The organism is Leptotrichia sp. oral taxon 847 (genome assembly GCF_001553645.1).
Taxonomy (GTDB): domain Bacteria; phylum Fusobacteriota; class Fusobacteriia; order Fusobacteriales; family Leptotrichiaceae; genus Leptotrichia.
In genome coordinates this window covers 2,086,713-2,099,982 of record NZ_CP014231.1, presented here as the reverse complement: position 1 = coordinate 2,099,982, position 13,270 = coordinate 2,086,713, and the positions used below count along the sequence as shown (strand labels likewise).

The 13,270-nt window shown below is 32.8% G+C and carries 7 protein-coding genes; all 7 read right to left on the bottom strand.

Translation table 11 applies throughout. The annotated features are described in order from the left end of the window. Positions 1–24 precede the first annotated feature (24 nt). On the bottom strand, positions 25–378 hold the full coding sequence (rbfA, locus tag AXF11_RS09890) for a 30S ribosome-binding factor RbfA (protein ID WP_068157803.1): 354 nt from the start codon (positions 376–378) through the stop codon (positions 25–27). A 68-nt stretch (positions 379–446) separates the two neighbouring features. Continuing rightward, positions 447–3,272: a translation initiation factor IF-2 gene (gene infB / locus AXF11_RS09885; protein ID WP_068157801.1), complete on the bottom strand. Its 2,826-nt coding sequence runs from the start codon at positions 3,270–3,272 to the stop codon at positions 447–449. Positions 3,273–3,494: 222 nt separating this feature from the next. After that, on the bottom strand, positions 3,495–3,815 hold the full coding sequence (locus AXF11_RS10955) for a YlxR family protein (RefSeq protein WP_231724705.1): 321 nt from the start codon (positions 3,813–3,815) through the stop codon (positions 3,495–3,497). Between the two features lie 22 nt (positions 3,816–3,837). Continuing rightward, on the bottom strand, positions 3,838–4,974 hold the full coding sequence (nusA, locus tag AXF11_RS09875; protein WP_068157797.1) for a transcription termination factor NusA: 1,137 nt from the start codon (positions 4,972–4,974) through the stop codon (positions 3,838–3,840). A gap of 4 nt (positions 4,975–4,978) precedes the next feature. After that, positions 4,979–5,467: a ribosome maturation factor RimP gene (gene rimP / locus AXF11_RS09870; RefSeq protein ID WP_068157795.1), complete on the bottom strand. Its 489-nt coding sequence runs from the start codon at positions 5,465–5,467 to the stop codon at positions 4,979–4,981. Positions 5,468–5,749: 282 nt separating this feature from the next. Continuing rightward, positions 5,750–7,882 (bottom strand): M13 family metallopeptidase, encoded by a 2,133-nt coding sequence (locus AXF11_RS09865; RefSeq protein WP_068157792.1) that lies wholly within the window; start codon positions 7,880–7,882, stop codon positions 5,750–5,752. A gap of 516 nt (positions 7,883–8,398) precedes the next feature. Then, positions 8,399–13,267 carry an autotransporter domain-containing protein gene (locus AXF11_RS09860; protein WP_156440412.1) on the bottom strand — a complete coding sequence of 1,623 codons (4,869 nt, stop codon included), beginning with the start codon at positions 13,265–13,267 and terminating at the stop codon, positions 8,399–8,401. Positions 13,268–13,270 lie beyond the last annotated feature (3 nt).

Sequence of the window (13,270 nt, the reverse complement as noted above, 5' to 3'; positions counted from 1 at the left end):
ATCGCTTTCTACATTCATAAATTATTAATCTTTTTTAATATCGTTTAATATTGACGATATTTTTACTCCGTATTCGACGCTGTCATCCATATGAATTCTTACTTCTGGAACAAATCTTACCGAAAGATGCGAACCAATTTTTTTTCTAAAAAAACCTTTTAACTTGTTCAAATCCTCTTCAATTTTCTTCTTGTTCACATTATTTTTCAAATCTAATATAGAAAAAGTCAAATCGAGATAACGGCCGTCTTTTGTCAATTCAACTTTATGGATTGACACGAGATTTTTTATTTTTTCATTTTCTATATCTGTCAAAAGCGTCATTCCAACAATTCTTGAAATCTCTTTTTCAAGTCCCTGTCTTCTTCTCTCGTTCATTTTTCCCCTCCTTTCAAAAAATCTTTTTACTAAATATTCAAAAATATTATTTAAATTCTTCAAAAAGACTATCTGGGAATTTCTTCCAAAATGTACGATTCAATAATATCCCCAACCTTGATGTCATTAAAATCTTGAATTCCTATTCCACATTCTTGTCCAGTTGCAACTTCTTTTACATCGTCCTTGAATCTTTTAAGCGAACCTAATTCACCATCAAAAATGATTATTCCATCACGAATAACACGAATTTTAGAATCTTTCGTAACTTTTCCGTCAACGACAATAGCTCCTGCAATATTTCCAACATTTGATACTTTAAATACTTGTTTAACTTCAATTCGTCCAAAATACACTTCTTTATATTCTGGATCAAGCATTCCTTTCATCGCTTTTTCAATTTCTTCGGTTGCGTGATAAATTACATTGTAATTTCTAATTTCTACTCCAACTTTTTCCGCAATGATTCTAGCAGGCGTAGTTGGTCTTACACCAAACGCAATAATTATCGCATTTGAAGCTTCAGCAAGTTTTACATCTCCCTCTGTCACCGCTCCAGCACTTCCTTGAATTACATTTACGACAACTTTTTCATTGTTCAGTTTTTCAAGAGATTCTCTCAACGCTTCAACAGACCCTTTTGAATCCGCTCTTATAATGCATTTTAACTCTTTTAATTCCTGTTCTTCCAATTCCTGAGATAAACTTTCCAATGAAATATGCTTTTTCTTGTTTTGATCGTTTGCTTTTTTTTCTCGGATGAAATCTTCTACAATTTTTTTAGCGTGCTTATCGCTTTCTACACCGTACAAAATATCTCCTGCATTTGGAACGACATTAAATCCCGTGATTTCAACTGGCTGAGAAATTAGAGCTTTACTAACTTTTTTACCTCTGTCATCCACCATTGAACGAACTCTTCCGTGCGCTTCACCAGCAACAAAAATGTCTCCTATTTTAAGTGTCCCCTCTTGTACTAAGACATCGGCAACTGCTCCCATTTTTGGATCTAATCTGGATTCTACAACAACAGCTTTTGGACGTTTTTTTGGATTGGCTTTTAACTCTTCAAGTTCAGCCGTAATCAAAATTGTTTCCAATAATTCTTCCAAATTAATTTTTTTCTTGGCTGAAATTTCTACGAATTCAGTAGTTCCACCCCATTCAGGCGACATAAGTCCATATTCTGTCAACTCAGTTCTAACTTTCATTGGATCAGCGCTTGGTTTATCAATTTTATTGATTGCAACGATTATAGGCACTCCAGCTTCTTTAGCATGAGAAATAGCTTCTACAGTTTGAGGTTTTACCCCGTCGTCTGCCGCTACAATTAAAATGGAAATATCTGTGATATTTGCTCCACGCGCTCTCATTTCAGTAAACGCTTCGTGTCCAGGAGTGTCGATAAATGTTATTTTCTGACCTTTCCAGTTGACCTGATAGGCTCCTATTTTTTGAGTGATTCCACCAGCTTCACCTTCGATTACATTTGTATGTCTAAGTGCATCTAATAGTGAAGTTTTTCCGTGATCGACGTGTCCCATTATAGTAATTACAGGCGCTCTTGTTACTAAATCTTTTTCATTGTCCACTGTTTCCAAATGGTATTTTTCCCCGTAACTAATTTCTTTGACTTCTTCTTTTTCCACGATTACATCATAGTCAAGCGCCACTTCTTCAGCTTCTTCAAAAGTTAAAATTGCATTTGCAGTAAGCATTTTACCTTCCATAAAGAACTTTTTAATTATGTCTGAAATATTTATTCCCAATTTTTCAGCAAGATCTTTGATAACGATTTCTTCTCCGATTGTTATCATTCCTATAGATTCTCCTTCAATTCTTACGATTTCATCTTTTACAACTTTTTCCTGTTTTTTGTTCTTCTTTTTCTTTTTGTCATCTCTTCTAAAATCTGAACGAAGTTCTTTTTCTTTCTCCTGTTCCCTGTTTCTTCTGTTTTTTTCATATTTTTTCTTGTCAAATTTCCCTTTACCTTTTCCGCCGCTTTTACCTTTTTCAGATACAGGCGTTATGATGTCAGATTGAATATCTTTTTTGGCTCCAAATTTTCTATCTTTATTGTCTTTATTAAATCCTCTGTCTTTATTATCGAAACTTCTATCATTATCTCTATCCCTAAAATTTCTGTTGTCTCTATTTTCTCTATTCCCAAAGTTTCTGTTATCTCGGTTATCTCTATTAAACGATCTGTCTTTTCTAAAATTTTTATTATCAGAGTTTTTGTCGTTATTTCTGTCCCTAAAATTTCTATTTTCTTTGTTTTCTCTATTTTCCCTGTTTCCAAAGTTTCTATTATCTCGGTTATCTCTATTAAACGATCTATCTTTTCTAAAATTTTTATTATCAGAGTTTTTATTATTTTCTCTATCTCTAAAATTTTTATTTCCCCTGTTTTCTTTGTTTACTGAATTTTTACTATCTTTATTGCTCTCTTTATTATCTCTATTAAATGATCTATCTTTTCTAAAATTTTTATTGCTGGGGTTTTTGCTGTTATCCTTCTCCTTGAAATTTCTATTGTCTTTATTTTCATTGATTGGCGAATTTTTACTATCTTTGCTATTTTCTTTATTCAAATTCTTATCTATATTTTGATTACTCAAATTAACTTTCATCTCCATTTTCTTTTGATTTTCTTTAAGATTTTGTCCCTTTTCCTGTGCAATATCTTTTTTTTGAAGTTCTTTTACTGATTTGGTGGGATTTTCTTCTTTTTTATTTTTTGAAAGACTTTTTTTTATGAGTTCTTCTTCTTCCTGAGTCAAAGCGTTCATATGATGTTTTTTATTCACACCTACTTTAGCAATATCCTCAATAAATTTTGCTGTTCCGACATATCCCATTTCTTTTGCCAATTCGTGTACTTTTTTCATCCAAGATCACCTCCACTTTCCTTTATATTTTCTATATTTTTTTTAGTATTCCTTTTATTACTTTTTTATCAAAAATTCCAACAACATTTACATCTCGTATAAAAAATCTACTAAACGTTTCTTTTTTTTCAATAAAAATAATATTTATTAAATATTTTTCTTTTAGACGCAAAAACTCTTCGATATACTTTTTATTTATATCACGAGGAATTACAACTAATTTTACTTTTCCTTTTTTATAAAATCAATATTATCTTCGATTCCAAACACAAAAAACTTTGAATTTTTCATTGGTTTTAAAACATCAATTATATCACTTTTTTTTATATTTTTAAGCATCTTTACCAAATACTCAATTTCAATGTCGTATCTTTTATTTTTTGATAATTTTTCAATACATTCTTTAGTCTTGCACACATAAAATCCACGAGCTTGAATCTTCATTTCTTTGTCGAAAATATATTTTTTATCTTTTTGTGCCATTCTGAAAAAAGAACTTTTTTCATCTTTTCTTCGACAGCAGACACACATTCTAGTTGGCATAATTTATTTTCCTTTTAAAAATTTATTCTTCTATTTCGTCATCTTCCACAGTATTAATATCAATTTTTATTCCACAAAGTCTAGCTGCAAGTCTTGAATTTTGACCTTTTTTACCTATTGCAAGTGAGAGCTGATTTTCTTTTACAAATACTTTTGCAATTTTTAACTTGCCTTTTTCTTCAGTTTCTTTTTTAGTTTTTTCATCTTCACTTTCATTCTCGTTTTCATTTTTAGTTTCTTTACTTTCGCTAGTAATTTCTACTGATAAAACTTGTGCCGGATTTAGTGAATTTTTTACAAATTCTTTAATATCTTCATTCCAAAGGACAATATCAATTTTTTCACCACCTAATTCATCAATAATGCTCTGTATTCTAAGTCCATTTTTACCAATGCAGGCTCCCTTCACATCAAGGTTTTCATCATTCGAATAAACTGCCACTTTAGCACGGCTTCCAGCTTCTCTGGCAATGTTTTTTATTTCTATGATCCCATCTTCAATTTCAGGGATTTCAAGTTCTAATAAACCTCTTAAAAGTTCATCCGATTTTCTTGAAATAAATGTTTTTGTGAATTTTGTATTTTCTTCGACTTCTCCTATGAAAACTTTTATTCTGTCCCCTTGTTTAAAAGAGTCCACACTCGATAATTCCTTTGCTGGAATAATTGCTTCAAGTCCATTAATATCGACATATAAGTTACCTTTTTCATCAGTTTTTCTTACATTTGCTGAAACAATCGTGTTTTCAATTTCTTTAAATTTATTAAAAATGTTTCTCTTTTCACATTCCCTAACTTTTTGCACAACAATTTGCTTTGCATTCTGAATTGCGTTTCTTTTAAAGTTTTCCGCATTGATTTCCAAATCCAGGACATCACCTAATTTTGCTCTTTTTTTAAATGAGAGCGCATCTTCTAAACTTATCTCATCATCTGGATTTTCCACAGCTTCTACAACCTTTTTTTGCGCGAATACCTTTACATCTCCACTATTTCTATTTATTGAAACTACAACATTATCTGCTTCCCCGTAATTTTTTTTATATGCTGCTAAAAGTGCTGTTTCTATTGTTTCAAACAATTCCTCCTTCAAAATTCCTTTTTCTTTTTCTAATTCATCAAGTGCTTCCAAAAATATTTTTTGGTCTTTTCCTTTCACTGCTTTACTCCTCCTCACTATCTAATATACCGTTAGGTATTTCATATACCAAATTTGCCTTTTTTAATTTCTCTATTGGAATCTGTATTACTTTATTTAATTTTCCATCAGAAATGAAAATTACACCATTTTCAAATTTTTCCAGTTTTCCATTAAATTTTTTGGTTCCTTCGATATTACTTTTTGTTTGAACATTAATATTTTCTCCAGTGAATCTCAAAAAATCTTTTTCCTTTTTCAATTTTCGCTCAATTCCTGGAGTTGAAACTTCCAGAAAAAATTTCTCATCTATAAGTTCGTCGGCAATTCCATCAATCTTTCTGCTAAAATCAATACAATCATCAAGCGTTGTTATCCCTTCTTCTTTTTCAACATAAACTCTTAAATAATTGTATCCCCCATCCCTTACATACTCGACATCTGCCAACTCTAAGTTCATTTCTTTCAAATGCAATTCGATTTTCTTTTCAAATTCATTCAAAATTCGTTCCATAATTCACCTCTATATCTAAAACTAAAGAGTGGGAATAACCCACTCTTGTAAAAACCTATTTTCGTAAATAAATTATATCATACTTTTTATATTTTTTCAACCCCTAAAAATTTTTATAACACAGAACAAAATATTTAGGGATAAATAAAAACTTTTATTTTAAGTTTCTTATTTAACCCACGAAGTTACTAAAATAATTTATTTTTTTAAGCAGAAGTTCTCATCGCCGCACCCCTGCACTCCGGCAAGGCTCAAGTCATTTTTATGCACTGCTAAAAATTTTTACCAGATTTTAATTCTATCAGCAGGAGCTTTATACATTTTGTCTCCTTCTTTTACTTCAAATGTTTTTTCAAAAGCATCAACATTTTTCAAAATGGCGTTTACTCTTAAGAAATTTGGTGAATGAGAATCTGATTTTGTCATATTTTTTAAATATTCAGGTGTTGATTTTTGACGCCACATTCTCGCATAACTTAAAAAGAAAAGTTTACTTATTGTGTCATCATAAGCTTTTGTTGAATTTGGATGATCTTTTAAATAAAGTTGTAATGCATCATAAGCGATGTTTACTCCACCTAAATCAGCGATATTTTCAGTCAATGTAAATTCACCGTTTACTTTTGTATCATCAATTACTGTGTAACTTGAAAATTCATTTGCCAATTTTTTAGAAACTGCATCAAATTTTGCCTTGTCCTCAGCTGTCCACCAGTTTTTCACGTTTCCATCCCCGTCGTATGAAGCTCCCGATACATCAAATCCGTGCGTTATTTCATGTGCAATCACAGTTCCAATCGCTCCAAAATTTGCAGCGGCTTCAGAGTTTTTGACATCATAAAATGGAGGCTGAAGTATTCCTGCTGGAAATACTATTTCATTTCCAGTTGGTGAATAATAGGCATTTACTGTATTTGCAGACATTCCCCACTCAGTTTTATCTACAGGTTTTCCAACTTTTTTTAGAGCTTCTTTGTAGCTCCAGTCGTTCATTTTTTCAACTAAGTCATAAAGTGTATCGTCATTTGTGAAAACTAATGTGCTGTAGTCTTTCCATTTATCTGGATAACCTATTTTAACATTTATTTTTGCCAATTTTTCCAGCGCTTTTTTCTTAGTCGTTTCACTCATCCAAGTAAGTTTTGTAATTCTATTTTTTAGCGCTTTTCTTATATATTCAACCATTTCTTTTGTATCTCTTTTAGCTTCAGGCGAAAAATTTCTTTTGACATAAATTTGTCCTACCATCTCTCCAAGCGAACCGTTTGTAAAATATAATGCCCTTTTTTCAAGAGTTTCTCTTTCTTTCTGACCATTTAAATATTTTCCATAAAACTCAAAACTTCTTTTTCCAAGTTCGTCTGTAAGGTATGAAGATGAGCCGTCAACTAATTGAAATTTCATATAGTCCTTGATTAAATCTATATTTTCATCTCGCAAGAATCTATCCAGATTTTTAAAGTAATTTAGCTCAGTAATGATGACTTTATCTGTATTTACTCCAACTTTTTGCAAATAGTCAGCTAAATTTATATTTTTTGTAATATTTGCCAAGTCCTTTACACTTTTTGGATTGTTGTACTTTTTCACATCATGGTAATCTTCCACTTTTAACATCGTATTCGCCATATCTTTTTCAAATTGCACAATCTTTTGAGCTTTTTGCAATGTATCTTTTTCTCCGGCAAATTTTAGTATATCACTGACATAATTTGTATATTCTGCCAAAATTTTTCTGTTTTCAGCGGTATCTTTTTGATAGTAGTCCACCGATAATCCTAAACTTGCACTTCCTAAAAATACTGCATAATTTTTGGCGTTGTTAAAATCAGCTCCAATTCCCCAGCCATAAAATTCGTTTTTCCCCTGTCTTGTATTTTCGATATTATATTTCTGTAAATCTTTTATATCTTTTATTGCATCGATCTTTTCTAAGCTGTTTTTAATAGGCGAAATTCCAAGTTCATTTCTTTTTTTCATGTCAGAAAAACTTTTGTATAAAGTCAAAATTTTTTGTTCATTTGTATTTCCGCTCACATTTTTTTCTTCCAGTTCCTTTATCAAATTTTTCAAGAAATCATGGTTTTTTTCCGTAACTTCGACAAATGATCCCCAAGCTGATTTTGCTCTTGGAATCACTGTACTTTTATCCCATTTATTGTTTACATATTTGTAAAAATCATCTTGCGGTCTCACACTTTTATCTAAATCATTAAACAATTTTTGATCATTAGGCTTTAAAAATTTTGTCTGCTGTTGTTCATAAAAATCCCAAAATCCAGCTTTTTTTACAGTTGTTTTTTTATTTGCTCCTTCTACTTTCGTTTCAGTTGCTGCTGCCGCATTTGTATTTTCATCAGCAAAAGCACTACTTGCAGTTACTAAAATTGCACAAATTATAAATATCTTTTTCATTTTTTTCCTTTCATTTCAATTATTTTTTCTTAAAAACTATATACTTTTAAACAAAATTCAATTAAAATCATATCATAAAATATTATACTAAATTCTATCTTTCAAATTATATCATTTTTTTTTAACAAAATCAAATAAAAAAATAACAAAAGATATAGTTTTTTATTTTTTTACATAAAGGGAAAGGACCGCCATTTCCCCTTATAATCCCCACACGCGTCTAAGCATTTTTTTGCGTCAAAGCCGAAACTCACTTCGTTCAGACAGTCGTCTTTACTCCAAAAAAATCACGACACCTTTTGTATAATAGTAAAATTTAAACCGTCGGAGCATTTTTATGTGCTGACAAAACTGTCTGAGCACAATTAGTGCGAGTTTTTTGGCAGTACATAAAAATGTCGAAGACTAGCCAGGGTGCAGGGGTACGGCGATGGTACCCCTGCTTAAAAAAAATAGCGAAACCACAAAAGCTTCACTATTTTTTATTTAAATTAAATTTTGTAGAGTTTAGTAAGATTAGTAAATCAATCTAAATCCTATACCTCCTCTTATATTTTCTCCTTTTGTATCATATCCTGCATTTACTGTTACTCCAAATCTTGTATTTTCAAAGCCTAAATTTAAATCAAACTTTCCGCTTCCCTTATGATTTTCCTTGTCTCCTCGTAGTTCATAGTATTCTGCATCTGTTCCTCTTAATTTCGCTTTGTTTTTTACATCGTTCACTTTTCCAAGCTCATTTGTATACGCTGCTACTAAACTTGCTCTTATGCTGCTTCTTACTCCCACTGGCTGTCTATAATTAAATGATACTCCTGCTTCCGGCTGTACTGAAATGTAGTCATTTCCTCTTACTTCTAGTGCCATCGGTCCGTCTTCCTTTATTCCTGTGTATCTTCCGTATTCCAAGTTTAATGCTCCATATGGTCTTATACTTGTTCTCTCACTTGTTCTAAAGTCTTTTCCAACTTCATTCTTTAGTGCCACTCCATATGTTCCATAGTCTGATTTCGCTTCAAAAGTGTCATCTACTATCCAGTATCTTCGTTTCATATGGTTTATTCCTGCAAACGCTTCACCTGAAATTGTCCACTGTAATGAGCCATTGTGGTCAGAAGCTGGAGACATTTTCTTAAAGATTCCCGCTTTTATCATTGTCTGGTCTTCTCTTGATTTTCCTAGATCCTTAAATTTAAATCTATTTGTTACCGCTCCCGCATACCATCCTGAGCTATTTCCCAATTTAACAGTTTCATTTTCATGAACATAGGCTACTCCGTAAGCGTTGTTTGAATAATCAATTACTCCTGCTGTATCTGTCTTGTATTCTCCTCTATGACCAAACGCTTTTATCTTGTTGTTATCTTTTGTTGGGTTTTCCCATTCAGTCTGCAAATAGTTGAACTCATTGCTCAAAATATCTCCTGTTTCTTTTGTTCTCTGCTGGATATTTGAATACTGGTGTCCTTTCATTTCATCAATCGCCTGAGCCAGTATGTGTCCTTCTCCTCCAGTTAAACTGCTTATCTTGTCAAATATCAATTTTTCCTTAGTTCCTAATCCTTGTACTCCATATCTTTGTTCCAGTCCTGCAAGGAAGTTGTATGTCTGGTCATCTCCATCTTTTGCAAACGCTGTATACGGAACTTTTACTAAGTATACTTTGTCTAACAGTCCTGTTGCAGCATTTTTTGTTGGCTGTGCCATCCAAGTTAGACTTGGTGAAGTTACATACAATGTTGTTCCTGCTGTTACCAGTCCTCTTAACGCGTCATTGTAAGGTTTTAAAATATTATCCCCTATTTCTATCGCTTTAGATGTAGTGTATCTCGAAGCTTCCGGTCCAAAATACAAGTTTATATCTTGAAGTCCAACTAAATTATTAAGTCCCTGTATTGGATTTGTGTAATTTACTCCCGATGTATCCACATACATTCCAAGGCTTGTCGCTTCTGAAGATGATGCGAAGTTTTGCATATTGTTTGCTGCCAAGTTTAACGTTGTTATTCCTGACGGCGATGTTACTGTTACTGACACTGGGGTTGGTGTTGGAGTGTCTGTGTCAACTTTTACTATCGGTATTACGTTTCCGTGTGCATCTGTTACTGTTACCGGTGTCGCTCTAGGCGGAACCTTTATTGTTACTCCTCCCATTTCCTTCATGTCATCTGCTGTAACTACTCTCATTGCCGGTGTTGATGTTCCTGTCTGACTTGCCCCTGTTACTGGATTTACTCCACTTGCATTTTCTTCGGCATTTGATTGCGATTGCGTATCAGACCATATTCCTGCACTCTTCATATCTGAAGCTGCTATGTTTATTGTTCCGTAGTTCTTAATGTAGCTTCCATTTGAAAGATATATTCCTTTTACTCCTTTAAGTCCTGATGCTGTCGTTTGAATATGTCCCCAGTTTTCACCTTTGGCACCTCTGTCAAGATACATTCCTATCGTATCATTTCCTGACAAGTCTATATCTCCATAGTTTATTGCTTTTGAATTAGGTCCTACCGCATACATTCCCATTGTGTTCGGCTTGCTTACTTCTATTTTTCCTCTGTTTATGATTGTTCCTTCATTTGAGGTTGTATGTGTTGTTTCATCATAATATCCTGTAGCCATACCTACACCATATTCTTTTGCACCTGTGTTTGAAGCACCAACTTTAATTGTTCCAAAGTTTGTTCCAACACCACCAGCAGTTGCATACATTCCAACGTTACCATTTCCATTTGAGAAGTCTATTGTTCCGTAGTTTTCAGTAGTACCATTTCCGTATAGTCCATAGTTTCTGTCTCCAGTGGAAACCAGGTTAGTATAATTTTTTACTTCTCCAGTATTATCATTTTGATAAATAAATACTGCATCTGTTCCTAATGTAGTGTTTGAGGCATTAGAAGTAATTTTATTGCTATTTCCCTTGTTTACTAATCCAAACGAATCATCACCAATTGCTACATTTCCATTTAAAGCAATATTTTGATTAGCTCCAATTGCTAAAACACCAATTGCTTTATTATTTCCAACTGTGATGTCTCCATCATTTGTTACATTTCCTCCGTCAGTATAAATAGCTATATCGCTGTCTCCAACAGTAATTTTACCACTTGATGTATTATTTACAGATTTACCATAGATACCAACTGCATCGGTTACACCAGCTGCTGTTGTTATTAAGCCGTTATTTGTTGTTACATTTGAACTAGATGAATACATACCAGTACCTTTGTTTGCTGTTATATTGATTTTTCCATCATTTGTTAAAGTACCACCTGTTGTAACCATACCAAAACTAGAAGCTCCTACACCAATTGTTCCAGCTGATTGGTTAATTGCTGTTCCATTTGCAGTATATATTGCAGTATTTTTTGTTCCTGCACTAAAATCAAGTTTTCCATCATTTGTAATTGTTCCGCCAGTTTGATATAGTCCAATTACTCCATTACCCACAGCAGTTAAGTCTTGTGTATTATATACATTTCCAGCAGTTGCATCAGAATAGACAAAAATTGAACCATCGTCTAATGTAATTGGATTACTTCCGTTTGTATTTGTGTAATTTAAAGTATTCACATCTTTAAAGAAATATCCATAAGAGTTTTTACCAAGATTACTTTGAACTAAGTTATGTACATTCATATTTACAGTTGAAGCTGTACCACGAGAATTGTCTATAAATACTCCTGTTGCATTGTCAGCCGGTGTTGAACCAGTTCCACCTTTTATTAATTCAATCTTAGCTCCGGGATTAACTGTAACATTTCCTGTATCCGAGTACAGAGCAACTCCTCTATCTCCAACTGTTATACTTGAACTACTTCCCAATTCAACTCTATCAGTTCCATAAATTCCTATTGTTCCGTCTATTCCTGTAATAGTTCCATTGTTTGTAATTTTTCCACTAGTTCCTGCTGAAGTATACATTCCAACATTATTATTAGAATTATTTAATTTAATTACTCCTTTTGTATCGTTTAATATGTCAGAATAATTTCCAACCATTCCAATGTTATTATCTCCAGTTGTTGTTATAGTTCCACTATTTTTTGCCACTTTATCTGAAGGTGAAGCTTTAGTTTCAATAGAGTACATTCCTATTGATGACGCTCCGTTAACTATAATATCACCCTGGTTTTCTGTATTAGCTTCTGAACCGACCATACCAAACGCTTTTGTTCCGTCCATTGTTATGGTTTTACCACTGTTATTCGTACCTTCTGCACCGTCTCCAACATAAATTCCAATTCCATCATTGATTTTACTTGTAATTGTTCCATCATTTATAGCTTTTGAACTTGTCGGTGTAGCACTTCCATCAGTTCCTACTGCAACTAATGTCTTTAGTGCAGGTGTTGAAGAATTCATTGTAATTGTTCCTTTGTTAATCAATGTTTTTCCATTATTTACTCCAAGGATATACCCTTGACTAACCAAATTAGTCGATGTTGCCACATTAGGGGTAGCTCCATCGTGAATAGTTGTTCCATTATTTACAGTTATATTCGAGTCATATATTGAAACTTTGTTTAATTTATTATTAGGATCTGATAAATCATAGTTTGTTTCATCGACTTTTACATCTGCTCCCTTTACTGTCAAATATTGATAATCTCCAGTTAGCGTTGCTACTATTTGACCATTTTTATTTTGCAAAGTTGGACCTGTTATAGGTGTTATATTACTGAATAATACATTTTTGTTTCCAGCACCACTTACATCATCTAATAATAAACTTGAACCAGAGTTCATTGTTAAATTTACTCCTGGACCTGATGATGTACCAATCCAATCATTTAAAAATTGAGTAAATGTCGTTCCACCTGAAAATAGATTATCATTAGTATAGAAAACAAATGAATGAGCACCCATTGTAGCATTACCTGCATTTGGGTTTGTCAAATCAAATTTTCCATTACCTGATGCTGCTTGTGATTTAATGTTATAGAATAAAATTGATCCAGCCTTGTCAGTTCCTGAAACATTGGCATTCAACCCTTGTAAAGTTTGTGTAGAACCATCATCTGTATAAAGTCCTACTCCACCATCAGACACATTTAATGTTGCTGAATTTGGAGTATTGTTACCTATATATGTCTTTGAGTTTCCTCCACCTTTAGAATAAACTCCCACTGAATTTACTCCATTTGCCGAAATTGTTCCACCGTTGAAGTTAAAGATTCCGTTATTTACAACTCCGACGTTGTTTGCATATGATGTAATTACTCCTCCACTTTGCTCACCGTTACTATCTTTCTTTCCAACATACATACCAACTCCACCAGATGTTACATTAGTTCCGCTATCACTTGAACCTACTTCTATTGTCCCTTTATTTATAATATTTGTATTATAGTTAGAAAGCCCCGCATCTTGTGACGACATCATTCC

Bases quoted from the DNA above. Each gene is read 5' to 3' on its own strand.
- rbfA (WP_068157803.1), bottom strand. From the start codon at position 378: ATGAACGAGAGAAGAAGACAGGGACTTGAAAAAGAGATTTCAAGAATT.
- infB (WP_068157801.1), bottom strand. From the start codon at position 3,272: ATGAAAAAAGTACACGAATTGGCAAAAGAAATGGGATATGTCGGAACA.
- AXF11_RS10955 (WP_231724705.1), bottom strand. From the start codon at position 3,815: ATGCCAACTAGAATGTGTGTCTGCTGTCGAAGAAAAGATGAAAAAAGT.
- rimP (WP_068157795.1), bottom strand. From the start codon at position 5,467: ATGGAACGAATTTTGAATGAATTTGAAAAGAAAATCGAATTGCATTTG.
- AXF11_RS09865 (WP_068157792.1), bottom strand. From the start codon at position 7,882: ATGAAAAAGATATTTATAATTTGTGCAATTTTAGTAACTGCAAGTAGT.
- AXF11_RS09860 (WP_156440412.1), bottom strand. From the start codon at position 13,267: ATGATGTCGTCACAAGATGCGGGGCTTTCTAACTATAATACAAATATT.